This window comes from Daejeonella sp. (genome assembly GCF_030684675.1).
Classification (GTDB): domain Bacteria; phylum Bacteroidota; class Bacteroidia; order Sphingobacteriales; family Sphingobacteriaceae; genus Daejeonella.
On sequence record NZ_JAUXXZ010000044.1, the window covers coordinates 14018 to 40179 of the forward strand.

Annotated in this window: 18 protein-coding genes and 1 tRNA gene; 8 read left to right on the top strand and 11 right to left on the bottom strand. The window is 40.0% G+C overall.

Annotation, left to right across the window (positions count from 1 at the left end):
• Positions 1 to 10: 10 nt before the first annotated feature.
• The gene (locus Q8M41_RS09520; protein ID WP_305365030.1) at positions 11 to 886 is read left to right on the top strand and encodes an AraC family transcriptional regulator; all 876 of its coding nucleotides are present in this window, start codon (positions 11 to 13) and stop codon (positions 884 to 886) included.
• Positions 887 to 1101: 215 nt separating this feature from the next.
• On the opposite strand, the gene Q8M41_RS09525 is transcribed toward Q8M41_RS09520, so the two are convergent.
• The 3 genes from Q8M41_RS09525 to Q8M41_RS09535 all read right to left on the bottom strand — a co-directional run bounded on the left by Q8M41_RS09525 (position 1102) and on the right by Q8M41_RS09535 (position 4371).
• Positions 1102 to 2658 (bottom strand): phosphatase PAP2 family protein, encoded by a 1557-nt coding sequence (locus Q8M41_RS09525; RefSeq protein ID WP_305365031.1) that lies wholly within the window; start codon positions 2656 to 2658, stop codon positions 1102 to 1104.
• Positions 2659 to 2660: 2 nt separating this feature from the next.
• Complete coding sequence (locus Q8M41_RS09530; RefSeq protein WP_305365032.1) at positions 2661 to 3641, bottom strand: hypothetical protein; 981 nt, start codon at positions 3639 to 3641, stop codon at positions 2661 to 2663.
• 172 nt (positions 3642 to 3813) lie between these two features.
• Positions 3814 to 4371, bottom strand: a complete 558-nt coding sequence (locus Q8M41_RS09535; RefSeq protein ID WP_305365033.1) for a hypothetical protein — start codon at positions 4369 to 4371, stop codon at positions 3814 to 3816.
• A 271-nt stretch (positions 4372 to 4642) separates the two neighbouring features.
• Between Q8M41_RS09535 and Q8M41_RS09540 the strand changes: the two genes are divergently transcribed.
• The 3 genes from Q8M41_RS09540 (at position 4643) to Q8M41_RS09550 (ending at position 10573) form a co-directional block, all read left to right on the top strand.
• Positions 4643 to 6718 (top strand): acetylxylan esterase, encoded by a 2076-nt coding sequence (locus Q8M41_RS09540; protein WP_305365034.1) that lies wholly within the window; start codon positions 4643 to 4645, stop codon positions 6716 to 6718.
• 213 nt (positions 6719 to 6931) lie between these two features.
• Positions 6932 to 8239 carry a hypothetical protein gene (locus tag Q8M41_RS09545; protein ID WP_305365035.1) on the top strand — a complete coding sequence of 436 codons (1308 nt, stop codon included), beginning with the start codon at positions 6932 to 6934 and terminating at the stop codon, positions 8237 to 8239.
• A gap of 327 nt (positions 8240 to 8566) precedes the next feature.
• On the top strand, positions 8567 to 10573 hold the full coding sequence (locus Q8M41_RS09550) for a hypothetical protein (RefSeq protein ID WP_305365036.1): 2007 nt from the start codon (positions 8567 to 8569) through the stop codon (positions 10571 to 10573).
• Between the two features lie 215 nt (positions 10574 to 10788).
• Here the strand turns inward: Q8M41_RS09550 and Q8M41_RS09555 are convergent, their stop codons facing one another.
• The 3 genes from Q8M41_RS09555 to Q8M41_RS09565 form a co-directional block, all read right to left on the bottom strand.
• Positions 10789 to 13206, bottom strand: coding sequence for an outer membrane beta-barrel protein (locus Q8M41_RS09555; protein ID WP_305365037.1), 2418 nt, complete (start codon positions 13204 to 13206; stop codon positions 10789 to 10791).
• Between the two features lie 79 nt (positions 13207 to 13285).
• On the bottom strand, positions 13286 to 14611 hold the full coding sequence (locus Q8M41_RS09560) for a M56 family metallopeptidase (RefSeq protein ID WP_305365038.1): 1326 nt from the start codon (positions 14609 to 14611) through the stop codon (positions 13286 to 13288).
• 4 nt (positions 14612 to 14615) lie between these two features.
• On the bottom strand, positions 14616 to 14978 hold the full coding sequence (locus tag Q8M41_RS09565) for a BlaI/MecI/CopY family transcriptional regulator (protein ID WP_305365039.1): 363 nt from the start codon (positions 14976 to 14978) through the stop codon (positions 14616 to 14618).
• An 81-nt stretch (positions 14979 to 15059) separates the two neighbouring features.
• Between Q8M41_RS09565 and Q8M41_RS09570 the strand changes: the two genes are divergently transcribed.
• From Q8M41_RS09570 to Q8M41_RS09580, 3 genes are all read left to right on the top strand, one after another.
• Positions 15060 to 15980: a hypothetical protein gene (locus tag Q8M41_RS09570; protein WP_305365040.1), complete on the top strand. Its 921-nt coding sequence runs from the start codon at positions 15060 to 15062 to the stop codon at positions 15978 to 15980.
• 306 nt (positions 15981 to 16286) lie between these two features.
• On the top strand, positions 16287 to 17309 hold the full coding sequence (locus tag Q8M41_RS09575; protein WP_305365041.1) for a patatin-like phospholipase family protein: 1023 nt from the start codon (positions 16287 to 16289) through the stop codon (positions 17307 to 17309).
• 208 nt (positions 17310 to 17517) lie between these two features.
• On the top strand, positions 17518 to 17763 hold the full coding sequence (locus Q8M41_RS09580; protein ID WP_305365042.1) for a hypothetical protein: 246 nt from the start codon (positions 17518 to 17520) through the stop codon (positions 17761 to 17763).
• A 98-nt stretch (positions 17764 to 17861) separates the two neighbouring features.
• On the opposite strand, the gene Q8M41_RS09585 is transcribed toward Q8M41_RS09580, so the two are convergent.
• The 3 genes from Q8M41_RS09585 to Q8M41_RS09595 all read right to left on the bottom strand — a co-directional run bounded on the left by Q8M41_RS09585 (position 17862) and on the right by Q8M41_RS09595 (position 24241).
• Positions 17862 to 19766, bottom strand: a complete 1905-nt coding sequence (locus Q8M41_RS09585; RefSeq protein ID WP_305365043.1) for a SusD/RagB family nutrient-binding outer membrane lipoprotein — start codon at positions 19764 to 19766, stop codon at positions 17862 to 17864.
• Between the two features lie 17 nt (positions 19767 to 19783).
• Positions 19784 to 22894, bottom strand: a complete 3111-nt coding sequence (locus Q8M41_RS09590) for a SusC/RagA family TonB-linked outer membrane protein (protein WP_305365044.1) — start codon at positions 22892 to 22894, stop codon at positions 19784 to 19786.
• Between the two features lie 156 nt (positions 22895 to 23050).
• On the bottom strand, positions 23051 to 24241 hold the full coding sequence (locus Q8M41_RS09595; RefSeq protein ID WP_305365045.1) for an ROK family protein: 1191 nt from the start codon (positions 24239 to 24241) through the stop codon (positions 23051 to 23053).
• 592 nt (positions 24242 to 24833) lie between these two features.
• Between Q8M41_RS09595 and Q8M41_RS09600 the strand changes: the two genes are divergently transcribed.
• Positions 24834 to 25244 carry a hypothetical protein gene (locus Q8M41_RS09600; protein ID WP_305365046.1) on the top strand — a complete coding sequence of 137 codons (411 nt, stop codon included), beginning with the start codon at positions 24834 to 24836 and terminating at the stop codon, positions 25242 to 25244.
• 176 nt (positions 25245 to 25420) lie between these two features.
• Here Q8M41_RS09600 and Q8M41_RS09605 read toward each other — a convergent pair whose 3' ends face one another.
• Together Q8M41_RS09605 and Q8M41_RS09610 are read right to left on the bottom strand one after the other, a co-directional pair.
• Positions 25421 to 25678, bottom strand: a complete 258-nt coding sequence (locus tag Q8M41_RS09605; RefSeq protein ID WP_305365047.1) for a GIY-YIG nuclease family protein — start codon at positions 25676 to 25678, stop codon at positions 25421 to 25423.
• 289 nt (positions 25679 to 25967) lie between these two features.
• Positions 25968 to 26041, bottom strand: a tRNA-Met gene (locus Q8M41_RS09610).
• Positions 26042 to 26162 lie beyond the last annotated feature (121 nt).

Genomic DNA, 26162 nt, shown 5'->3' on the forward strand with positions numbered 1-26162 from the left:
TTTAGTATTAATGGATCCGCATCTACTCGCCATACCCTTAAGTAGCCAGGAATCTTTCAGTGTTAAACTGGAGATTGGATGGAATTTCTATAAGCAATGGCATTATCACAGGGAGATCGAGATCATTTATATCATTAAGGGCTCGGGTACGCGCTTTATTGGCGATCGTATTGATAATTTCAAGGAAGACGAATTGTTATTGATTGGTTCTAATCTGCCACATATGCTGCGGACTCAGGGCGATCTGAGTAAAGAAAATCCTGATACAGAGGCAATTGTGGTTCATTTCCTGCCGGATATTCTGAGTTCTTTCCTGAATCTGCCTGAAAATGCAGCGATTGCAGATTTACTGCAGCAGGCAGGTCATGGTTTAGAAATCAGTGGTGAAACTCTCCTCTCTGCGAAACGAATTCTGCATTCAATAAGGTATGCCCGGAATACCGAGAAGGTGATTTTATTAATTCAGCTTTTGCATCTTATAGCTTCTTCAAAAGAAAAAGAGACATTATCGCAATTCATGTTTAAGAATACCTTCAATAAATCGGATGATGACCGTCTGAACAGGATTTATAATTATACAATGAATAATTTTCTGAGGCAGATCACATTGCAGGAAATTGCTGATATAGTTCACATGAGCCCGAATTCTTTCTGCCGTTATTTCAAGTCAAGAACCAAAAAGCGTTACTCCTCTTTTCTGCTTGAGATCCGGGTGAGCCATGCCTGTAAATTGCTTTCCGAGTCGACCTACAGTATGGCCGTTATTGCCTATGAAAGTGGTTTTATGAATGTTTCCAATTTTAACAGGCATTTTAAGCTGATAATTGGTAAAACGCCATTTCAGTACAGGATTCAGTTACGTGTAAGCAAGTCGGGCAATTACTAATGATGACGAATTCAATTCAGTCTGTTTTATAAAATAATGTTGCTTTTTAGCAGAAAAAATATGCCAGAACACGAAGGCTGTCCTCTTAAGTAAACTTTAAACTTGTGTAAAAGATAAAATCCAAAGAAAAGGTTTTATTTAAGAATTAATCAGGGTAAAAAGACTGCCCCAATTTATGGGACAGCCTCTTTTCATTTTAAAGGTATTTTGAAAGATCAGTTTGCGCCATCATTTTGAGCTCGCTGAATTGCGTAGTTGCCTACTTTCTTTCCCATTTCAAGGCCTACTTCACAATCACTTCTGTAATGGATTGCTCCATAAATACGTGACATTGAGGCCTCTAAAGCCATATCATTAAATAAATTAGCCTTTTCGGGAATAAGGTGAGCTAAAATGGTGGCTGCTGCTCCGCTGAATGTTGAATGCCCTGAGGTATAGGCAGGAAAATTTGGCAGCCCTGTGTGGGTCTTGATTTTCGGATCAACCTGTGATGGTCTTGGATTGTAATAGGTGTATTTCGCATCCCAACAGACAATTGCAGCATCCATTAATGACATGTTTAGCAAGGCGAGATTTCTTGCCCAGCGTATCTCACTTAGATTTAATGGGATCATATGCTCAGCTGCAATGGCATTCCAGTGCCCTGGAGGAGTATAAGTTCCGACACCATCTCCCCAGCGATGAACAATTTTTACTCTTTCTCTGGTTGGATTTTGGCTAAAGTACAGAACCTCTTCCAGTTCCTTTTTAAAAGCTTCTGATTTGACGGAAGGTGGAGCAGGGGGTCTGATTTTTGTCACTACTGTAAGCTCGTCGAATAAGAACGGACGAACTCTGCCAAAATATGGGAGCATAGGGGGGCGTCTTGGGCTGTCCTGGCTGATCCACGGTGTTTCTCCTTTTTGAATAGCGCCTGTTTCCAATTCTTTCCAAATGTCTACTCCGTTCGTTATCCCCAGTGCAGCTCCTGTTCTATCCGTCCGTGCTCTTTGTACGTACTTCAGTGCTACAGCTCTACCCAGTGCTTCTCCGGCTTCCATTTCATCACGTACATTGGCTCCAGCAATCAGACGGGCTCTCCGATGTTCTTCTGCTTTTTTCTGAATATAGGCCTGTTCACCAGGGAAAAGCAATTTTAATAATTCAACGCTTGCACCTATCACTGCTGCATCTTCTGAAGGGTAAGAATACAGACTACTTTTAGAAACTAATACATTAATATTCAGGTCCGCCAAATATGGAGCTTCCCGTTTGTATACAGTCTTATAATGATATGCAGCGACTAAGGCATCATATTGAGCGGCACTAACGTAGGCATATGCCCTGGCGGCATAAGGAGGATTTGAAAACGGGAAAAATGGATAAGCAAGCGGATTATTGGCGTTAGGAATTGGGTAAGTTCCGCTTACATCCTGTACCGGAGGTAAATTATATTTTGCGACTAGTTCACGCATAATTTCATTCCATCTTAATACCCCTCCAGCACTCCAGTATTTGACCAGTTTACGGTCATCGTCACTCATGTTTTTCTGCCACCCTTTAATTTCATTGATCTGTGCAGTATAATCAGGAGCTGTTTTAGCAATCGGAGGTAGTACTGTTATTTCAGATGCCGTACTCAAATGGATTGGCACCCAGTTTCCTCCATTGGCATCATTAATTGTTGGATTAAGAGTAGGGGTAAGAACATTTTGTTCTATAAAATCTTTATTGCATGCTGATAGAAGTAATATGAATACTGCTATCGGATATCGTGTAAAAAATTGTTTCATAATTATCTGTTTTGAGTTTTTTCCGGAGTTTTTTCTGAAAAATTGAAGATGTAAAATAAACCTGCCTGAATACCTGTTGATTTACCAACATTTCGCCCGGCAACTGTGGTGTTTGCACCACCGATTAGAGTAAGCCCCTTAATATAAGCGGGCTCATATTTCATGCTTAAACCCATTTTAGTCATGTTCATTTTGTTTGAAGGGAATGGCATATTGTTTCTTGTGATATCAAAACCTCCCAATGTTGTCCAATTATCTGCTACGGCCTCAAGAACCCATTCCTTACCTCTGTAGCCCATGCGGAGATTAAATTGTGCAGCATCTGGCATATATACTTTATTGGAATAATGCATTTCTGTCGTATAGTATGAAGGCCTGTCAATCTCAATATTGCTTCGGCGAACGTATGTGCCGCTTACTGTTGCTGTCCATACACCTCTCTGATAATCAGCCATTCCCCGTAGTGAAATGTTACGACTACCAAGGCCGACTGAGAGGGGCAGATAATCGGCAACATAATCAGATGCCGGTAAGGAATAACCACCAATAGTGAACAATGACATTGTTCCCTTACCAATTTGTTTTTTCACGGCCTTCCATTTCAGCCATAATGACAAATCTTGTACCCCTTTAAATCCTTTTAACTGGCCTGCTGAGGCATTAGTTTTCACATACGGTAAATTGAAAATTAGGTTTAGTTTGGAACTTATTCCGAGACTGCCCATCGGTCCGATCATGTTGGTGCTGACGGTACCTAAATTCAGATTCTCACGCTTTAAGGTGCCCTCCCAGTATTCATTCCAGTTACTTCCACTGTACATAACACCGGCACAAAAAAGATTCTTACCCATCATGATTGCGTCGATATCCGTCTGGGCAGAAAGAGGTACGGAAGAACCTAAAAACAGGTAAATAATTAATTTGATCTTACGGCAAAAAGCAATAGGCTTTTGCTGGTAAGCTTGTTTTATTTTCAGAAACATAGTAAAATTAGAGTGAAAAATTGTTTAAAAATTTGACTTTCGCTAAAGGTGTATCTAAAGCAATATTCTTGCAATATCACATAACAACTTGCCCGGTAAAGGGTGTTGATTTCAGGAAAGACATCGATAGACAGCTGCCCTTTGATTTGGAGGGTGTCCCGTCATTCTAATTTTAAACGTATTCAGGGGGAGGGGAACTGATACAATCGAAGGCATCAGAGGTATTCGGTGAAAAATTATTACGGCCTCTGGCAACGAGTTCACAGATACTGTATTTTAACTCAGGGCTTCGTTGCAATTCATATTCTGAAATGGTCTTTTTTACATTTATTTGCTTGGAACCCTTCTTTTGCGGTACCGGGGAATCCTGAATCTCATTCATCAGCTGGTAAAAAATCGAACGGGCATGATGAAGCTTAATCTTATTAGTGTTTGGGATACAGCGATAAATAATGTGGCCGTTCTCATATTTCCGTTCAACGAATTTATAATAGACTCCATCAATCATGACTTCACCATCAACACGCTCAAAGTCGGCCATGTCGGTTACGTAAGGAAGTACGATTTCAGAATCCAGCTCGATGATCCGGGAAGTATCATAATCCTTATTATCCAGAGCTATTTCCATCTGCTCATCGTAATGAGTTTCAAGAATTTTTATCAATAAGTCATAGCCATACCAGTTGAAACTAAGTACACTTATTATAAATATGACTGCCAGACTTTTCAATATTGCATACCCTTTATAGAATTCAATAAAAATTATTTAAATCATCTTTCTGATACAATATAATGAATGATTTTAAAATAAATTCAAAAATATTGATCAGTATTTTTTTAAATGTGGAATTTATCCTATTTTTTTACTTGAAATTCAGATTTTCTATCAGAATTTTGAAGGATAGTTAGCTTTTAGAATAATTCTACTCTTTGCAAATCAATCTGTGCGGATAATATGCAGGAAACTTGTAATTTAAAACTTCCGTTTGATTAACCACAGTATGAAAAACAATCGCAGAAACTTTCTCAAAATGGCCGGGATAGCCGGAATTAGTATAACAGGGGCGGGTAATTTGCCTGCTATTGCCGCAGATACTCAATCTTTAGGCGAAACAGCTCAGGCGGCTGAGCTGCAGGCATATAATCGCTTCCCGCGGATGATGCAGGATTATTTTTTAGATCGTGTTGCTGAATCCCTGGCCAAATCCCGCAAACGCCGCGCATCCCTGAAAACTAAACAGGATGCCGAAGCTTATGTAAAGGATGTGCGTGCTAAGATTACCCAATGTTTTGGAAAATGGCCAGAGAAGACTCCATTGAATTCACGCACAACAGGAACAATTGAACGCGATACCTATAAAATTGAGAAAGTGATTTTCGACAGTCGCCCCGGTTTTCCGGTTACGGCTAATTTATACCTTCCGAAGGGGCAAAACCGTCCCTTACCTGCTGTGATTGGCACCTGCGGGCATGGTGATCCGGCGAAAGCCACCCCAATCTATCAATCATTTGCCCAGGGACTTGCCCGGCAGGGGTATGTGGTATTGATCTTCGATCCAATCGGTCAGGGTGAACGGGTGCAAATGCTGAGCAAGGATTTAAAGCCACTCCATGGAATTGGAGTGCCAGAACATAATTATACCGGTAAGCAAATGTTGCTGAATGGGGAGCATTTAAGTTCATGGTTTACATGGGATTGTATCCGCTGTGTGGATTATCTGCTGAGCAGACCTGAAGTAGATCCTAAACATATTGGGGTAACCGGAAATTCAGGTGGGGGCACCCAGGCTACCTGGTTTTGTGGAGTTGAATCGCGTTTGACTATGGCAGCTCCGAGTTGTTTTGTAGTCGGATTTGAGACCAATCTGAAGAATGAGCTTCCTGCCGACATTGAACAGTGCCCTCCGGGAGCAATTAGCCTCGGGCTGGATCATCTTGATTTTATCGCTGCTATGGCTCCTAAGCCGGTCATTTTAATGGGTCAGGAAAAAGATTTTTTTGATGTCCGGGGAACGGACCATGCGGTTAAAGAACTTAAAAAGATCTACAAATTGCTTGGTGCAGAGCAAAATATTCAGTTTTTTGCCGGGCCGGAGTATCACGGTTTTTCGAAACATAACCGTGAGGCAATGTATTCCTGGTTTAATAATGTGACTAAGATTTCAAATGCCAAATCAGAACCTGCGCTAAGTCTGGAAGAAATTGATTTGCTATCCTGTACATCAAATGGGCAGGTTGGAGAAAGTAATCCCCACACTTTGACGAGTTATACCCGGGAGTATTCTCAAAATTATAAATCCCAAAGAGGAACACCAGCCGGGGAGGATCTGAAAATGAAGATCAGAACCGTACTTAAACTACCACAGCTTTCCGGCATTCCTGAATACCGCATTTTAAGGCCCTTGCCTGGCAGGCAGTTCCCTAAAAAATTCTCGGCATGTTATGCGCTTGAAACAGAAGCCGGAATTACAATTCCTGTTTACCGCTTGTCGGATACTGAATTATATTCACGACCACCGGCAGGTGTAAAGCGTGCTATATTGTATGTATCCCATCTTTCTGCAGATGAGGAATTGAGGAAAGAAGCTTTGATCAAAGAACTCATCGGTGCTGAACCCGGATCGGCAGTGTATGCCTGTGATGTGAGAGGGGTAGGAGAGTCGAAACCCAATACCTGTGCGGATGATTTCTTTGGCGCATATGGCAATGATTATTTCTATTCGGCACATAGTATCATGCTGAACTCTACCTATACCGGACAAAAAACATACGATCTTTTACGAATTATTGACTGGCTGAGATCATGCGGTCATGAAGAGATCCACTTAGTTGCAAAAGGCTGGGGAGCTCTTCCTGCAACATTTGCGGCAGTGCTTTCAGAGAAAATTACGCAGGTGACACTTAAACAAGCATTGACAAGCTATGCAGATATTGCTGAAAATGCTGAATTCAACTGGCCTTTATCAACCCTGGTACCTGGAGTATTAAAACATTTTGATCTTCCGGACTGTTACAGGGAACTTGGCCGGAAAAAGTTGGTGCAAATTGAATCCAGGGGAGCAGAAGGAGTATCTTAATCGTTTCACTATTTCATAGTCAGGAGGTTTAATACACATCCTGTTAAATTTTATGCTAAGATTAAATTTTGATTATTCTATTGACGTTCTGATTTTCAAATTTTTAATTTCATAACATTTATCTGCTGAATGAATATAATAGATAAAACATTTGCTAAATTTAAAAATACCGTGTTTCTTTAAAAATTGAACATTTGTTAAATTATAGAATTTATGAAACATCTATACCTAATTCTTCTATTCCTTTTTTTAACCGGTCAAGTCCGGGCAGATAAAAGCCTCACAATTATTTGCAGCCCTAGTGAGGCAACTATTTATAAAGTAGGTCCTGATAAAAAGGAAATAAATATAGGAACGGGAAGTGCGATGATTAAGATTGATAAAGATGAGCCGATTACAATTGTGGTTCGTCTGGATGGATATAAGCCATTTTCCAAGACCTATGTAAACTCTAAAAGTGTCACTCTGCCGAAGGAAGACCGCATTGTTCTGGATACCAGGCTCGTGCGGGTCAATGCACAGCCTTATGATGCTAAGATATATATCGAGGGGGCTGTTCAGTCGGCCAGTACAGCCTGGGTTGAGGTAAGAAAAGATGCTACAGTAACTGTAGAAGTGAAAAAGCCTGGTTTTTTTACAAAGTTTAAGACCTACCATAACAGACAGGGCATGGATGTGCCACCGATAGATGAAGTAATTGCGCTTACAGACCGGTCTATGTTTGTCAAGACTGTTCCGTCTGATGTTCAGGTAATTGTGAATGGCAAGGCAATTGGGGATGGTAATGCTGAAGTTGTTATTCCGGTACAGACCTGCATAACAGTGCAATATGTAAAGGAAGGGTTTGTCACTGTGGAGAAGCAATATTGTGCCAAGGATGGCCAGCCTTTACCGCCTTTAACTGAGAATATAATCCTTAAAGACCGTCTTGTTGCGGTTAGAACAACACCAGAGGATGCTACTGTAAAAATAGATGGCCGCGTGATGGGTACGGGAGAATACAAAGTTAGGATACCTTTCGGGCAGTGTGTGGAGGTAATTGTTGAAAAGGCAGGATTTGTTCCATCAAAAAAGAACTATTGTAATGAAGATGGAGTTCAGCCTCCACCCGTTTCAGAACATTTGATTCTAGCTGTTGATGAGGCATTTACCAGCTCAGTCCAAAGCGACCAGGCCAATATTAACTTTACAATTGAAACCGGCAGACCGGAAGAGGAAGCCTGGAAGATCCTAAGTCAGATTACCATGAACTATTTTGATAATATTGAACTTGCGGACAGAGAGACAGGGTATGTTCGTACCAGTTGGAATGTAAAGAATTTCCAGAACAATACAATCAGAACCAGAATAATAGTGAAGCAGGCGGATATATTACCATTAAAATACACGATTAAATTAGTCAGCGAATACAGTGGGGAAGCAAAAACAAGTGTGAAGGAAGATGAATCTTTTGTGCCATGGGACAGAATCCTGAATACATATAAAGATGTGATTTCTGAATATCAGTCGAGACTGAAGTAATTGAATTTATTTATAGCAAAATGAAATTATTTTGATGGCATGAGTTTCAAACTCATGCCATTGTTGTGTTATCTATATTGTAGGAATATGTACGGGTTTTAGACTTCATAGTTAGAGTCCCGGAAATAATTCTCATTGAACATACTTAGTAAGTTAAAAACTAAGAGCAGGGGGATATATATAAAATATTTTAATCTTACTGTATGATCGCTTCATAAAAACTGGTGCGGTAGGATTGTGAGGAAGGGATTTTATATGAGTTTTAAAACGCTATAGAACTTAATTATAATTTCTAAAACAATTAATAACCTATTTTATTTATGTAAAATGCAAAAGTGTTATTTTCAAAAGAAAGGCTTGAGAAAAGTATACCACCTTCATGGAAGTGTATTCCAAATCCTGATTGGGAGTTTTTTTATCCTGCTTTTTCTTCTCCCAGATCTTTCAAAAGCCCAGAACAAGGTTGTGGTTGGAAAATTTATTGTTGAACCACCCACACTTGAAAACCTGGGATTCGAATGGTATATTGAAGGTGATGTAAACCGTAATGCCACGGTGAAGGTCGAGTATCGAATCGCAGCATCGGCTAAGGAATGGAAGAAGGGAATGCCTCTTCTTAGAATTGGGGGCGAGCATATTTCAAGAGCAGGAATCGATTACACAACTCCCCACATGTTTGCCGGAAGTATTTTGGATCTTAATTCCAATACCAGTTATGAAGCGCGTTTTACATTAGAAGACCCCGACGGGGTTGAAGGGGAAGCAGTTAAGCTAGTTAATGTTTCCACACGTGCTGAGCCTAAGGCTGCGAGCGGAGGAAGAATAAGACATGTATATTCCCAATACTATACAGGCGAGAAATTAGAGCCGAATTATCCGGGTCTAGTTTCTGCTTATAACGGTTCAAAAGACACAAAGGGTGATTGGTATGTGGTAAGTGAAGATAAAGTTCAACCAGGAGATATTATTAAAATACATGGCGGACTCTATCAGGGAGTTCTTCTTAATTATCCTGATTGGAATAATATTCCATTCGATGGGACTTATTTTTTCACCGCAAAAGGGACTGCGGAGCGCCCAATTGTAATCGAGGCAGCGGGGGATGGTGAGGTTATCTTTGATGGAGCGGGAGCCGCTAACCTATTTAATGTAATGGCGACCGAACATCATATTTTTCAGGGGCTCACTTTTAGGAATGCAGGCAGAGTTTTTGACGCGGGTCGTAAACATTTGGCGGGTGCCAGCGATCTGACCATACGGAATTGTCGTTTTGAGCATGTTGGTGAAGGCATTCGGACAGAATATGCCGGTTCAAAGAACTTTCTTATTCAGGATAATGTCATGATTGGCCGCGATGATCGTTATAGGATGTACGGGTGGGCCGCTCACCGTGAAGGTTTGATTCCTTACGGAACTCATCTAATGGATTCTTACTACGGGATCATGATATATGGCCCCGGGCATGTCATTGCTAATAATTCCATTGCCTTCTTCCACGATGCAATTGGTATATCAACTTATGGTACCCCTGAGAAAGAGCAGGACTTAAAAGCAGTTTCGATCGATATTTATAACAATGATTTACACCTGATGGTCGATGACTTTATTGAAACGGATGGTGGTGTACACAATATTCGTGTCATGAGGAATCGTGGAATAAATGCTGCAGAGAGTGGAATCAGTGCACAACCTGTATTTGGAGGCCCTGCCTACTACATTAGAAATGTACTCTATAATATAGGACAGGGAGGTGCGCTTAAAATTCACGGAGGGGTACCGGGCCTTATAGCTTATCATAATACCTTCATTGCAGAGAACAACGCAGGAGGCGGACATCCGAATTCGAACTACCGGAATAATTTGTTTCTTGGCTCAGATGGACCAACAATTGTTGCTGCTTTTCCTTATACAACTCCCTATTCTACAGCTGATTATAACGGGTATCGGCCAAATCGTGGTGCTGAAAGTCCGGAGAATCAATATGTATGGTTATCTCCCAAAGGGGAGCGGGAAGGATTTAAGACATTAAATAGCCTTAGCCAGGCGAGTGGTCTAGAAGCTCATGGTATAACAATTGATTATGATGTTTTTGAAAACCTTCAGAAACCGATTCAGGCAGCTAAATCAGATAAACCCAGTCCTGTTTATTATGCAGTAGATCTTAGTTTTAAACTTAATCCTAATGGGAAGGCTGTGGATGCCGGTGTTATTATTCCAAACATAAATGATAGTTTCAGCCGGAAAGCACCGGATTTGGGGGCACTGGAAGTCGGAAGTCCTGCTGTGATCTATGGAGTGCGTGGCCTTAAACAGGATCAGGAGTTCTGGCGATGATCAGGGAATTTACAATTGAATCTTTTGGTAGCTTATTCTTTAGAATTTGCTGCTGAGCATTGCTGATCTCAGAAGTGAATGCTATACAGGCAAATAGCATGATGATTTTTTTTCATAATTTTTAGTTGTGAACATATCAAAATAATGAAAATTCGGTATTCATTGATACTTATATGTTTCCCGGGGGTTTCCTTTATGAATTTAGATAACAGGCATTAATTTTGAGGACGGGATCCACCCGACACATCATCATTATTAATACCTCTTTTATTTTTAACGATCTGGCCTTTTAATTTTCCAAATTTGTAATTAAGGCTGTAAGAGAATGATCTGAAATATCCCCGGCCACCATTTTCGATCTCATAATTTATCCCTCTAATGTAATTGGGGAAACGCATGTATTTTGTAAAGGGATTATTCACTGAAGCAGAAAGTGACAGTTTTTCTTTAAGAAGATCTTTGTTTACACTTAATCCCAAAGTGAATATAGAAATTCCGCTCCCCTGAAGCAATATTTCGGGATAAAGCATATAGTTCATATTCGAATTAATCCGCCAGCCATTCTCAAAACGATAACCAGTAGATGCAGAGAAATTTCCTTTCATACCATCATTCTCTGTAAATGCACCATCTATATACCCCTTTACAAATACATAATTCAGGTTAGTAGTGAAGTTAAAATTCCACCTGGGAGTGATTGGATGGCCAATGTTCACATTTATTCCTGTTGAGTTATTACTTCCTGTATTACTCATGGTGAGCTTATTGATGTTAGTCGCTTGATCCAGCAACACTATATATTGTACGGCATTGTTCGAAAAACTCTGACTTAAACCTATACTGAATGATGTCTTTTTTGAACTGTTGAAATTAACCTGAAAGTTGTTTGAAACAACTGGTCGCAGATTCGGATTTCCTGTACGTTCAAGATTGGGGTTTGAACGGTCTACGTAAGGATTAAGGTCCCAGATTCCCGGGCGCTGAATTCGTTGTGAGAATCCGAAGCTCAGACTGCTTTTATCCTTTAATGTGCGGCTTACCGACAGGGATGGTAGTAAGTTGAGATAATCCTGATCTATCTGGCTGGCAGAAGAAATAAAGTCAGCTTTGATTACCGTCTGTTCAAGACGTATCCCGGCTTTTAGTCCCCAGTTTTTCACATTCAGCTGCCATGAATTATAAAAGCTGAATACATTCTGTAGATTATTGTACTGGTTACTTAACAGGGGATTTAGAATGTACTGTCCGGAGAGATCTTTAGGACTGTACCTGAAATCACTGTTGTTATTCCGAAAGATTCCTTTTACACCACTTTCCATTGTTATTTTTTTGATAGGCTGTACGTAGTCGATCTGGAAGGTCTGTTCCCTTGACCCTCCTTCATTAAACTGTAAATAATCAGGAAGTGAATAATTGAATCGTTCGCTTAATCCAACCATCATATCCCGCTCATCAAAATATTTCAGATACCGGTATGAAAATGTTACGAGGTTTATTTTATTGCGTTTAAAACCCAACTGATAATTTAGGGAAACATCCGTTCCATTCCGGCTTCCCTCATTATCATTCGCAACACGGTAAGCTTCAAGGAGACCTGATGGATTATTAAATTTTGAAATTAGATAACCTGTTAGCCCAAAAGCCCCCAGATTATATGCGAACTGTCCGCTGATCAGGTTCAGGCTGTCAATCTCGTAGCTAATCTGAGTGCTGGAATATGCATTCCTTGAATCAAATGTTCGGGCACCATCCTGACGCAGTTCAGAAGGTTCGGGTCCTGTTATTCGTCTTATGTTAGAGTTTATACTCAGGGGATCATGAAAAAAACTACTTCCAAGATTTGCCGATACGCCCCATTTACCCTGTTTTAAATTAAAGGAACTTCCTAAACCCGGGCCTCCGGAAGGGAAGCGCTGATTAATATTTATACTTCCGCTATACCCATTGTCAATTTTTTTTACCGTAACGATGTTAATGATTCCGCTTAACCCCTCACCGTCATATTTAGCAGGCGGGCTGGTAATAACCTCGATACTTTGTATTGTAGATGCCGGCATGCTCCTCAAAATATCTTTAGGATTCTTTTCAAGCATTGCTGAGGGCCTTCCGTTAATCAATATTCTGTAATTCCCGCTTCCTTTTAGCTGAATATTGTCTTCGTAATCCAGGGAAAGCAGTGGAACCCTGCGCATCATTTCAAGTACACTGTTTACCTTACTTTCGGGATCCGACTGGAGGTCATAACTGATCTTGTCTATATCCATTTTTACAATAGGTCTGTCAGCAGTAACTATCACAGCATTGAGGCTGGTTGTCTGCTGACCTATGTAAACAGTTCCGAGATCCTTATTTTCATTCAGTTCTATGCTGATGTTCCTGGTTTTATATCCCATGGCAATTATCGATAAGTTGTATTTCCCCTGTGCAATACCGCTGAATGAAAAAGATCCATCTGCTTTTGTGAGTCCGGTTTTTAGCAATTCATTCTTATCGTTCTTCAAACCAAGGGTAATATAATCAAGGCTTTTTTGAGATGCTGAATCAGCAACCATGCCTTTGATTCCATAGGAAGATTGTGCAGTTAATGGCAGGCTTACCGCCATTAACAATAAACAGATTACGAGTTGTTTCATAATTAATTTTAGGCAAAGGGTTAGCAATAAGGCTGAAAATCAGCCTTACAATTTGGTTCAGATATGTAATTTTGAGAATTTAAGGGCTGGAAGCCTTTTTATTTGTATAGTGTTTTACCTTAGCCCATGGGTCGACCGCATAGACCATTACCTGCATCCCGCCTGAGGGCGTTCTGCTGATTACCGTTCCTTCACTGGATTTTTTTTGTACGGGTTTGTATTTCTGTACTTTCCGCCACCTATCCTCTCCGAATGCTACGAGGCCAGTGACCTTGCCATCCCAGTTTTTCTGAAACTTAAGGCGGATACCTGTTTGCATATCGACGAAATTACTTTCAGATTGCTTCCGGAAATAGATTTTCCCATTATTCCACATGGTTTTCATTACCAGGTCATCATCTTTCATTAGAACCTGAACAAAGCTTCCTTTGTCATTTTCAAATTCATAATATCCCAGATAATCACGGTATTCATGCTCATCAATCAGACGCATCGCATATATTTTGTTCAGAGCCGAAGTTTGAAGAGGTGCAATAGCAAGATTGACCCAAACAATTATTGGAATCAGAAAGGCATATTTATACAGCTTAATGAATGAACTCCTTGTTGAATTCATTTTTTCAATTCTCAGCTTAGGAATAGAACCGAAATTATTAGTCAGTGGAATAGCATGCTGTCTGAGATAGGGCCTGAGGATACTCCACTGGTATTCTTTCTTGTCGAAGCCCTGACTGAGTACTTTATGGTCTGCCAGATACTCCAGATTCATCCTGATACTTCTTTTCAGGGATTTCATCAGAGGATTGCCCCATAAAATAGCATTAGCCAGTCCAGCGATTAGAATATCTATGCTATGCCACTGTCTGGAATGGGCATTTTCATGCGCAAGAATCTGTTGGAGTTCCTCATTTCCATGCTGTTCAGGATTGATCACGATCGAATTGAAGAAAGAGAATGGAGCTATTTCATTATAATGAACCCGGTATTTGATATTCTGCTCAAAAGCTTGGTTCGAGTTTTCAATTACAGTAAGTACATTTAGAATCTGGCTTATAAAATTTAGCAGGAAAAAGCCTACGCCGCATAAGTAGAATGCAAGCAGACTTGTAATTACACCATAAAGGCGTTTAATCTGGATCTCATCCTCAAACACACCGACTTCTTTTCCTCTGATCAGATCGTTGCCGGCAACATTTGTAAAAATTGTCCCGACACTATCCTCCCCACTCGTGTTAATACTAAAAGAAGGAAGCAAAGGCAGGCTGAAAGAAATTAACAGTATCCCGAGCAAAATGAAACGATTCAGTCGGAAGAAAAGTTCATTTCTTACCGTCATGTAATACAAGCCATAAAGCAGGGAAACCGCCAGATGCACTTTGAACAGATATAAGGCTAATGCTTCCATCGCTTTATTTTTCTTTATCTTCGATCATCTTAATTACTTCCTTTAGTTCCTCGACTGAGATTTCTTCTTCTTCAGCAAAGAATGCCACAACATCCTTGATTGAGCCGCCAAACAATTTAGAAAGGAATGGTCTGATATACAAGGTTGTATATTCCTTTTTTGTCAAGGCGGCATAATACCTGTAAGTTGCTCCAAAGTCCTCAAATTTTAAAAAACCTTTATCAACCAATCTTTTCATCATCGTGGCGATGGTGTTTATATGAGGTTTAGGTTCAGGCATTTCTTCCCTGACTTCTTTTGCAAAGGCTTTATCCAGCTTCCAGACAGCCCTCATCACGGCTTCTTCTTTTTCGCTTAGTCGTTTCATAAAACAAGTATAAAACTATTTTTGTAATTATACAACTACAATTGTAGTTTAGTAAAAATAATTTAATCTAATTCGAATTATATGAAGACAATATTTCCCGGACTCCTCCTCTTATTGTGCTGCTCATCCTGTTATTATATAGCAAGCGTTAATAAAGAACCAGACCCCTCATTCGAAAATGTTATACAAATCAGGTATTCAGAGGTACGCAGAGAGTTCGCATCCGGCTTGTCTGTAGATAGGAACGGTTTTCAGCTTGAACCCGAATGGCATATTTATTTTACAGGAAACGATTCTGTGATGATATTCAGTTCAGAGAAACAGAAATTCATGCCATACCGGATATTTCACAGCCATGATGATTTATTTCAATTTGCCAGAAAATGGTACCGGGTTAAGCATGTAAGTCCTGATAGTATTGTATTGAAGGCCATTGAAGTTTATGGCCGGCAGATCAGTGAGGGGGATTCAGATGTATACATGACTTTATATGCCGATGATTACATTAGAAACAAGATTAAGACCACAGTAGAGTTATTGAGGCGGCCTGATTCCATGGATAGTCTATATGTAAAATACCGGGCTATTCAGGCAGGGACTCATCCTGACAGTGCATTTTCTGCCCGAAACCCGGTTAGCTTTATAAGCAAAAGCAGTATTATCCGAACTGTGAAAATTGAACCTCACGGTGATCCGAACTTAGGGGAGATCGATCGCTTCGAATCGTACCTCAATCCGGAATATAAAATTTACATCGATAAGGCATACCGGGATTTCACCTATTCATTCTATGCCATCGTTGATCATCAGGGAAAAATCACTTTTAAAAGGTTCAACGCACGCCACATGCCGGAATTTATTGAAACTAAAACCAGGGTAGCAAAAGGTATAATCGATGTGTACCTGAAAAATTTATTATATGTCAAGCCGGGAAGCACCCTGGGTTATCCTCATTCAAGTGTAGTGTTGTTGCATGTTATTGGCAGGACAAATAAATTGTGAAAGGGTGTATTGATTTATAAGGGCAATGGTATATCAGTTTACACCAATCTAATCATTGTCTGAAAAACAGAATATCTGTCTCCAAAGATCTTCTTTGTCCCACTCTTCTTAGCGGTGTACTTAAAATCTATTGTGTGTTGGATGAAATCGAAGGGTGCCGAAAAAACATACGGATCATTAAGTTTAAAATTTACCTTTAGGTATAATGTATGTTAGAATTTATGTATTAATCCTACACCAGCTAACTGAAATTACTAGTAATGAAAATTTTTTATTAGTTTCAGTTTTATCCAAAGAATTGTTTCAATGAAAACTATTTTATCTATTGATGGCGGTGGTATAAAAGGGATTATCCCCGGAATGGTTTTGGTTGAACTTGAAGAGCGTCTGAAACAAAAAACGGGTAACCCAAAAGCGTTTTTGGCTGATTATTTCGATTTGTTTGCAGGAACAAGTACTGGAGGCATTTTAATCTGTTTGCTACTTTGCCCATCAAAAGATGATCCCAATTATCCTCGTTACTCTGCCCGCGAAGCTTTGGATTTATACGTTAAACACGGTTCAGAAATATTTGAAATTACAGGCTTAAAAAAAATCTTATCAAAGTTTGGATGGGTGAAGGAACGATATGACGGAAAGGTTTTAGAAGGGATTTTACTAAACTATTTTGAGGATGTCAAACTGAGTGAACTCATTAAGCCTTGTATATTAACCGCTTATAATATCGAGCTGAGAAAAGCCCATTTATTCAGACAGAAGGTTGCCAAAATTCGGGGAAACAGCAGAGACTTTTATATCAGAGATGTTTGCCGGGCGACCTCAGCGGCACCGACATTTTTCAGCGTTGCCGAAATTTATTCCCTGGCAGGGATAAGATATCCTCTCCTCGATGGGGGCATCTTTGCCACTAACCCATCCTTAAGTGCTTTTGTTGAGATTAAAAAGGAGCCGGAAGAGTTGATTCCTAAAGATATCTACATCATGTCTTTGGGAACGGGAAATTCTAAAAAATCGTATGACAGTGATGTATTGAGAGATACCAAGGCCTTGTTTGTTGTACCTGCATTGCTGGATATGATTATGAGTGGTGCAACAGAAACATCCCACTTTTACATGAAGCAGATATTCAACTTTTTGGGTTTACCCGATCATTATGTCAGGTTAGAACCTTACGATTTGCAAAGTATTGATGAGGAGATGGATGCTGCAAGTCCCAAAAACATTAAAAAAATAATTGCTTTAGCTGACCGAATGATTAGCCAAAGAGGTAAGTTAATTGATGTTTTGGTTGATAATTTAATTAAGCTTAAAGAATCAGGAAGCATTTAAGCGGTTTGATTCAAGCTTTCTTTTTTAACTATCCCAGCTTTTAGTTCAATAAGCCCTTGAGTAATGAGGCCTTTAGTTCCTCTAATGGTTTCCTTCTTGTGACAATGATGTGTCTATTTTTCATATTAGATGTCTGATAGATGAATATATAAGGTCTTGTATGGTATTTTGGGAATGATTATATTTATACTATTCATTAACAGGGAATATGGCAATATTATCAGGCGGACCCAATAGCGGCTTCAGCGGAAAGGCCGGAAGTGTGGTAGGATATTATCGTATGGGTAAGTGGGTCATCAGAGGATCAGACTGCCGTGAGGTTTTGAAATATCAGGCAGAGATGCCAAAAGAGGAGTGGCATGCCTGGATCTCATTTATTTCGGATGATCGGGCGAGGATATCGAACAGTGAGTATCTGGGTATTGTGCAGGGAAATTCTGAGGAGGGAGCTTAAAGGGATAGATAGGTCTTTACAAATCCACTTTATATTCTCTGCAAAAAAAGGCCGCTAAAAAATAAATTTCAGCGGCCAATTTTCAACAGGATATAATACTATTTCTTAGCCCACCAGAGTGGAGTAAGTACGCCATCTTCGCCTCCTAAAAATCCTACTGCCTGATTATATCCGGCAGCATTACTGTCTTTCAAACCAGAAGGATATCTCAAGCGTTGCGGGAAATTTTTCACGCTATTGGTCATAAAATTACCTGAAGTTAAATTAGGTAAGGTAACTAATGGATTTTCAACAGCCGGGTTCTCAAAAAACGGAAGTCCAAGTCTGCGGTGATCACTCCATGTTTCTAAAGGTAACCATGGTGTTTGCGCAATAAATTTCTGTGTAATGATTTTAGTTAATAAATCATTCTTTACTGCACCGGCTTTATAGATCGTATTGTCCGGATATTTAATCTGTACTGTACCATCCACATTTGTATAACCATCTTTATAGCTCATTGTATGCGTTGCCGGTGGCTCAGCAATGTGATCCCAGCTTACAGAAGTCCCATTGTTGTTATAGGCTGTAGAAGCCAGATACGCTGTGCCTTGCGCACCAACTCCCCAATGATCCAAATTGGCTTTTACGCCAGCCTCATAAGCAGCTTTTGCCGACATAGGTGTGGCCCAGCCTCTCACTGCACCTTCAGCTAAAAGGAAATATGTTTCCCAGTTAGCAAAGAATATTCTTGAACTAGCACTTGTCCTGAATTCGTTCGATGTACGTGGCATAGTACCATTAAAAGCCCTCACGTTATTTTTGGATCCCGGAACTCCCCAATCCCCGCTTGTAAACGCATTCCAGGTATATTTCGCGTCGATCGTTTTTATAGCAGTTGTTCCATTAGTTAGGGTGTTGGTAGTAGTTTTTGCAGAATTATCCCAGGATGGATAACTGTTAAAATTTGGATTAGTTACATCACCAGGAATAATAAATGCTTTAAACGCCCTTGGGTCAATCTTGTTTGGCAAGCCATCTAACCAATATCCTGCAAAAGGATCGTTGGTCTTCATTGTAAAATGATCCTGAAGACGCAGGCCGATATAATCATCTGGTTTTACAGATGCTTGTAAAGCAGTACTTACCTGATTAGCAGTTGGTATACCGCCCAAATTCATAGTTAAGTTGCGATAAGCTGTACTCATAATTTGAGCATTCCACTCTCTGCTCATCACGCCGGTTAGAGCATCCCACCCGCCACGCTCTGCAACTTTGAAAGTCTGATCAGTAGCTAGTAATAACTCTCCACTGGCAGCCTCTTCAAAAGCAGCTTTAGCTTTCGCAGCATCCACTTCTGATAAGCGCATGGCTAACCTCAAACGCAGGGAGTTCGCATATCTTTTCCATTTATTGTAGTCATACTGATAAGCGGGGTCTTGTTTTTTAACAATATCCGGATTAACAACTGCCATATCTAATTTCGAACTGGCGTCTTTCAACTCATCAAGCAAATGATAGTACACATCTTTCACACTGGCAAATTCAGGATTGGTGCCCTGAAAGCTATTGATTGGAATAGGCCCGAAATTGTCAGACAACTCGCTCATTAAATATGCACGCCATATCCTTGCAACCTGTATTAAGTTTTTTGTATATAGCTTATTAGTGCCCTTTGCGATTTGATCATTCCCAACTTGTATAGCCGAATTAGCAGCGTTTAACCAACCAGACATATAACTGCTATAATAATCAGACGACCAACCATCGTTGTAGCCCCCGCTCGAAATACCTCCACCCATTTGCTGCCGACCTGCTGTTTTCCAGTAAAGTATAAAAACACGTTCCGCAATATGTGGATCCATTTGTGCACTTATGATACTGTTATTGATGAAATAATCTACCTGTACCTGATCGGCACTTGCCGCCAGTGGATTGGTATTGATTTCATCGAATTTTTTACATGATGTGGCCATTACTAATACTGTTATCAGCAGGCTCATTCCTTTATATCTTGTTTTCATTTTCTTGTTTTTGAATGTTAAAATCCTAATGCCAGGTTAATTAAGATAGTACGCATAGTTGGTAAACCTGCATTTTCGAATCCGGTTGCATTGCTATTGGTTGCATAAACCGACTCGGGGTCGATACCATTCATGTGACTTTTGATTAACCATACGTTGTTGGCTGAAACTCCAAACTTGGCGCTTTTAATCGGAGAATTAGCCAAAAGCTTACGTGATAGTGTATAATTTAATTGGACATTTCTAAGTCGCACATTACTTGCGTCATAAATATTTGCTTCTGATATTCCTAAGTTATTAGCAGTAGCAACTGCTAACCAGTATTCCTGTGGAGTTACAGCTTTGGTGTTTACTGTATAGCCGCCGGTACCGTTGCTTACTACCCCTTGGGGAACAAAACTCTCTCTCAAGCCATTCGGAGCAGTAACTTTTCCTGCACCCCTGGCTTGCAGGGCAACATGGGTAGCAGAGAATATTTCTCCACCAATTCTGGCATCAATAAGGAAAGACAGGCCAACACCTTTATACTCAAAGCTGTTTGTAAAGCCAATTAGTGCCTTTGCCTGTTGGTTCCCAAGCCTTACAATTTCAGGATCGCGGGTTGGTACTCCATTTGCATTTAACAGGACCTGACCAAAAAACGGACTAGTCTGGTCTTTTACTCTTGAGTACCTTGTGCCATAAATTTCGCCATACTTCTGACCAACTACGGCTAAAACAGCCACATCATCGAAGCCACCAAGGTTGTATCGGGTAACACCAGCAGATAATTCTTCTACTGTATTGTTGTTACGGGAGTAGTTAAATGAGGTATTCCAATTTAAGCCGCCCGGTTTGCCAAATACCCTGCCATCAACCACCAACTCAAAACCTGTGTTTTGTATATCACCTGCATTTACTTTCCTGGCAGTATAACCACTCAAGGCATCCATAGGCAAATTGATCAACTGGCGGGTAGCATTTGTTTTGTAATAAGAAAAGTCTAAACCGATACGACCCTGCAAAAACCTCATTTCAGTTCCGAGTTCGAGTGATTTGATAAGCTCACTCCGTACGTTTGGATCTAACAATACACTGTTTCTTCCTGCAGTTGTGTTTCCATTAGGATCTTTACCAATGTTAAACGTGTTGTATAATTGATAAGGAGCAAGGTCATTTCCAACTTGTGCATAGGATGCTCTTAACTTACCGAAACTGAACCAGTTCGGCAATTGTGCACCCATCGTAGTTAACATATCAGAGAAGACATAGGATAAACTAACTGAAGGGTAGAAAAAGGAACGGTTTTCCGGACTTAATGTCGACGACCAGTCATTTCTGAAAGTAGCATCCAGGAAAAGATAATCATCATAACTAATTTGAGCACTGCTGTAAACGGAGTTAATTCTGCGTCTTGAAACACCTTCACTTACTCCGGCAGGACTAACTCCATTATTAAGTGAAAAGAGGTTTGGCACAACCAATAAACCTACACTTGAACTTAAAGAAGTAAAGTCCGATTGCATTAAGTTGCCTCCCACAGAAAGCATACCGCCGAATTTGCCAATAAGATTATCCTTTCTGGCTGAGATCAATGTGCTAAAGTTTGTTTCCGAAAAAGTTTGTTTCCCCATTCCATAACGGCCTGTAGCAGCAATTGGACTTCCTGCAAATACATTGGATTGGGTATTCGTTGTATATAAATCGGCTCCACCCTTAACCTCTGCATTTAACCAGCTGTTGAAATTATATTTCACTGAACCATTCACAATGAATCGATCCCTCGAGTCTTGATTTAAATTATATTGGTTGCTCCAATAGGGGTTAACCTGACTTCCTGCACCCTGAAACCAGAGCATATTACCTGCATTATTTGTTGCATTCTGGAACTCAGTAATATTCATCGAGCGGGGCAATAAATAAAGTGTGTAAGCGCTGCTATTGTCCCTGCCTCCGATTGGTCTGTTATTCGCTTTTGTATTACTATACTGGATTTTGGTATCCGTTACCCAACGATCATTTGAACCAAATTTACTTACTGCCCTTGCAGTTAAATTATTACGCAAAAGCTTGGTTCCCGGTACAATACCTTCATCTTCCAAACGGTTGTATGAAGTATAAATAGACGCACCTTTGTACATCTGCTGAAAGGATATGCTATTGTTGATATTGGTACCTTGCTGCATATAATTATCGACATTATTATATGTTGCTAAACCAACTTGCTGTCCATTCCAATTGGTTACCATTTGCCCATCAGCTTTTGGTCCCCAGCTTGCTGTAGAAGTAGCGTTATAAACACCAGTATTACCCTGTCCAAATGTGTTTTGAAGCTCCGGATTGGTGAAAATGTTTGACATACCATAAGAGGTTGATGTCGTGATGCCTAACCCGTCTTGTGCGCGCCCTGATTTGGTCGTGATCAGTATTACCCCGTTACCAGCTCTTGAACCGTATAATGCAGCAGCCGAAGGTCCCTTTAATACAGAAAGTGTCTCAATATCGTCAGGATTAATATCAGCTATCCCATTTCCCATATCCAAGGATCTATTCCAATAGCCATTGTCAGGTGCACCGGTAAAGTTGTCAATAGGCACACCATCCACTACAATTAGTGGCTGGTTGCTTCCAGTAAGTGAATTACTTCCCCGAAGTAAGATTTTAGACGATCCGGCTGGACCATCACTGGATCTGATAACCTGTAATCCGGCGACTTTTCCTGTAAGTGTATTAGCCAAATTAGACTCTTTAGCCGAAACCAGGGTCTCTCCTTTAACTTCCTGTACCCCATAACCCAGGGATTTTTTCTCCCGTTTAATACCGAGTGCGGTAATAACTACTTCTCCAAGTTCACTTTCATCTGCAGTGAGTGTTACGTCAATTGTTTGTTGGTTTCCAACTGTGATCTCCTGTCTTGCAGATCCTATCATAGTAAATACAAGAATATCAGCGGGGTTAGCCGAGATCGAAAATTTTCCTGCTGCATCTGTCTGGGTCGCTCTTGTTGTGCCTTTTACAGTAACGCTTACACCGGGCACTGGCGCCGAATTTTCCCTTACCGTTCCGGTAATGGTTTTTTGTGCAAATGCACTAATGCTCAACAAAGTGAACATTAGTACACCTAAACACCTTAAGTAGTTGTTTTTCATAGTGTTGTTTTTTGGTTTTTGTTGTTTTTGATTAGTAGGTTCATTTTTGGTTAGTTTTTGGTTCATTTTTGGTTAGTTGGTTTATTTTTGGTTAGTAGTTGTTTCTTGAGAATCTGTAAATCTTAAGCTGGTTATTTTTAATTTTTTGATAGAATTTTATTCAAATTGGCTGTTTTCTACGACTAAACTGGCAGCAGCTAATAACTCTGCATTATCTGCCAGGGTAGATAACGCAATAGTTGTTTGGTCTGAAATACGGGGTATACAAAATTCATTAATGGCTTGCTGTATTGCAGGAAGTAACATTTTACCTGCCCTTGCACCTCGTCCGCTGAGTACGATACATTCCGGATTCAGGATATGAATTAATGTGGACAAGCCTTTTCCTAGTTGAAAGCATCCGGCAGACAAAATTGATATTGCCAAAGGATCCTGTTGAATAACTGCATCTAAAAAATGATCGCCGTAGTGTTTTGATTTATCCTTAAAAAGCTTTTTCATGCTCGATTCGGCACCCTCTGCCAATGCCGCTTTTGCTTTTTCAACCATCACCCACAATGAAGTATCAACTTCCAGGCAACCTCTTTTACCGCATGAACATAGATTATCGGTTTTTGAAAGCGGAATATGACTAAATTCCCCAGCATAGCCGGTACTGCCCCGGTACAAACTCCCTTTCAAAATTATTCCCAAACCAGTTCCCCATCCTACATTCACCACTAAGGCATCCTGCATCCCTTCTGCCTTTCCGAAATGAAGCTCGGCCAGGGTGATTAAGCTGGAATCGTTATCGATAAAAACCGGTAAGGATAATTCTTCTGTCAGATAAGTACCTAAATTAGTTCCATTAGGTGTGGGTAAATGAGAATTATTAATCCCTTTTTCGGCATTTACGAGTCCGGGCATGCCAATTCCGATTCCCATTAAAGATTTTCTATCTAAACCGGATTTTTGAATACTGGAATTTATAAAAGTGATGAGTTTACCAACGGCCTGTTCATCTTCACTGATATTCAAATCGAGCAGCTGAATCGGCAATACAATCTCATTAGCCAGATTGAAAATCACCAGTCGGGTGATCAACTGGTCCATAGCCACAGCAACGATATATTTTTGCTTAGCCGGATTGATTAAATACATCAAGGGCCTGCGTCCGCCTGTTGAAGGAGCTAAGCCCTTTTTTTTAATGTATTTATCAGCAATTAATGTATTTACAGTAGAAGTAACCAGGGGCAAACTCCGTTGAGTAAGCTTACTCAAATCGGGTAAAGAAAGTGTCTTTTTGTAATAAAGATATTTAATTATATCAGCTCTTAGCCGCTGATTATTTCCAATTTTTACTGACATTCTGTGTTCTTCTTAAACAAACTTAATAAAATAAAATAAAAGAAAGCAAATCTTTATAATAATTTTATAAAGTAGGCTTAAGGGCCTTTAATGCATAATAAAGCAATATTAATTTTGCTTTGTTGTGTATTTGTAGAATAAACAAGAGGTTTTTTGCGCCAATATAGCTTCAGCAATTTTTACTTGCTGCAGGTATTTAGGTTTGCTTACGATCTAAAATCTTATCGGGATTAAAGGACCGGCTAATGTAATTTCTAAATAAATGCCCTGCTCTTTGTTTGAATTCCGGGCCTTAAATTACCGTTAATCCATTTGTTAAAGAGTCAGGGCAATGCCTTAAATAAATCACTGCTGCCAAATCTGAATTTTCTATAAGCTTCTTTGGTATTTAAATATTATTTGTTTTATAAAATGCGTGTAAAGCAAATGTGTCTGAACGAATAGAGAGTTTTGGGAGGCTTGTTTATGATTTATTGATTAATAGTACTATGTCATGCATGGTATTATAAAATTTATATATTTATACCGGGGTATTAATCGGTCAGTAAGTTTGAAACCCTTATAAATTTTAAACAAGCAGAAAATTTAAAATATGAAAAGTATAATAATCACCTTATTTATTTCCCTTGCTGGGACATTAAGTACTTTCGCGCAATGCGAAGAGAATGCAGTGCTAAGCACATCAAAAACAAATCTGGCAGATCCATCCGGCAACCCGGTGGGGGTGAAGGACGAAAAAACCGTACTCAGATTTTCTAAGACAGTTATTCTACTCAATATAGACGGTGAGGACAGGGCTGAACTGAAGATCGTTTCTCAGAACTGCAATTGGACGGTACCTTATAAAGAAGGAAAAAGTGTCATTAATGCGAAATTGAATGAAAGCGATTATACACTTACGATTGAGGGAAAAGATGGTAAGGTTAATCTACACGTTGTAAAAAATGAGTCGGATGACAGTATTCTTACGATGATGGTGGATAAATTCGAAAAAACAAATTAAGATCTGCTGGTTGATTATTTAATAAGGGTTCGCTGTGCCTTTATGGCTCCTGGTTGGTGGCAAGATTAGCTTAATTATAAAAAGTGCTAAAAAGGGTCTTCAACAGTAGCGAGGAGCAGTCCCGATATCTACCGGGAGAAAGCCGTCCGCCCAGGGCGGATATGAATCGTGGGATTTTAATTGTCTTTCCGCAACTTAATCATATCCCAAATCTCAGCTCGTCCTTTTGCACCCTTTAAGTTTTTTTCTCTTTTCATCGCTTCAGCTTTACTTGTGTATTCTTCAGTGTAAATCAAGACCCATGGCCTGAACTGTATAGTCCATCCTTTGGAAGCAAATATATTATGTGATTTCAATCTGTTCTCGAGGTCAGAGGTAAATCCTATATAGATTTTATTATACGATGGAGAATGCAGAACATAAACAGTGAACATAAATTAAATCTAACACTGCAAACTGTAATATAATTATAGTAGAATACTGTAATATTAACTTTGGCGCATGGTTGGCGCACAAGATTGATAGAAATTAAGAAAGGCCCTAAAAGTGCCTTTCTACGTAGCGGGGAGCAGTCCCGATAGTTATCGGGAGAACTGCCTTCCGCCCCGGGCGGATATGAATCCTGCGCTCTAACCATTTGAGTTGTCCTGTATATATAATTTAAATAATAAGTTTTGTAGATCAGTAGAAACAAAAAAAGCCACCCGAAGGTGGCTTTAAAAGTAGCGGGGAGCAGGATCGAACTGCCGACCTCAGGGTTATGAATCCTGCGCTCTAACCATCTGAGCTACCCCGCCATACTATTTTATTTTACATTAAGTATCGAACTACCGTCCGCCCCGGGCGGATATGAATCCTGCTCCGCCTTCGGGCGGATACCCCGCCATACTATTTTATTTTACATTAAGTATCGAACTA

Excerpts from the sequence above, each read along its gene's own strand:
- Q8M41_RS09520 (WP_305365030.1), top strand. The coding sequence starts at position 11 with ATGGATCCGCATCTACTCGCCATACCCTTAAGTAGCCAGGAATCTTTC.
- Q8M41_RS09525 (WP_305365031.1), bottom strand. The coding sequence starts at position 2,658 with ATGAAACAATTTTTTACACGATATCCGATAGCAGTATTCATATTACTT.
- Q8M41_RS09530 (WP_305365032.1), bottom strand. The coding sequence starts at position 3,641 with ATGTTTCTGAAAATAAAACAAGCTTACCAGCAAAAGCCTATTGCTTTT.
- Q8M41_RS09540 (WP_305365034.1), top strand. The coding sequence starts at position 4,643 with ATGAAAAACAATCGCAGAAACTTTCTCAAAATGGCCGGGATAGCCGGA.
- Q8M41_RS09545 (WP_305365035.1), top strand. The coding sequence starts at position 6,932 with ATGAAACATCTATACCTAATTCTTCTATTCCTTTTTTTAACCGGTCAA.
- Q8M41_RS09550 (WP_305365036.1), top strand. The coding sequence starts at position 8,567 with ATGCAAAAGTGTTATTTTCAAAAGAAAGGCTTGAGAAAAGTATACCAC.
- Q8M41_RS09555 (WP_305365037.1), bottom strand. The coding sequence starts at position 13,206 with ATGAAACAACTCGTAATCTGTTTATTGTTAATGGCGGTAAGCCTGCCA.
- Q8M41_RS09560 (WP_305365038.1), bottom strand. The coding sequence starts at position 14,611 with ATGGAAGCATTAGCCTTATATCTGTTCAAAGTGCATCTGGCGGTTTCC.
- Q8M41_RS09565 (WP_305365039.1), bottom strand. The coding sequence starts at position 14,978 with ATGAAACGACTAAGCGAAAAAGAAGAAGCCGTGATGAGGGCTGTCTGG.
- Q8M41_RS09570 (WP_305365040.1), top strand. The coding sequence starts at position 15,060 with ATGAAGACAATATTTCCCGGACTCCTCCTCTTATTGTGCTGCTCATCC.
- Q8M41_RS09575 (WP_305365041.1), top strand. The coding sequence starts at position 16,287 with ATGAAAACTATTTTATCTATTGATGGCGGTGGTATAAAAGGGATTATC.
- Q8M41_RS09580 (WP_305365042.1), top strand. The coding sequence starts at position 17,518 with ATGGCAATATTATCAGGCGGACCCAATAGCGGCTTCAGCGGAAAGGCC.
- Q8M41_RS09585 (WP_305365043.1), bottom strand. The coding sequence starts at position 19,766 with ATGAAAACAAGATATAAAGGAATGAGCCTGCTGATAACAGTATTAGTA.
- Q8M41_RS09590 (WP_305365044.1), bottom strand. The coding sequence starts at position 22,894 with ATGAAAAACAACTACTTAAGGTGTTTAGGTGTACTAATGTTCACTTTG.
- Q8M41_RS09595 (WP_305365045.1), bottom strand. The coding sequence starts at position 24,241 with ATGTCAGTAAAAATTGGAAATAATCAGCGGCTAAGAGCTGATATAATT.
- Q8M41_RS09600 (WP_305365046.1), top strand. The coding sequence starts at position 24,834 with ATGAAAAGTATAATAATCACCTTATTTATTTCCCTTGCTGGGACATTA.
- Q8M41_RS09605 (WP_305365047.1), bottom strand. The coding sequence starts at position 25,678 with ATGTTCACTGTTTATGTTCTGCATTCTCCATCGTATAATAAAATCTAT.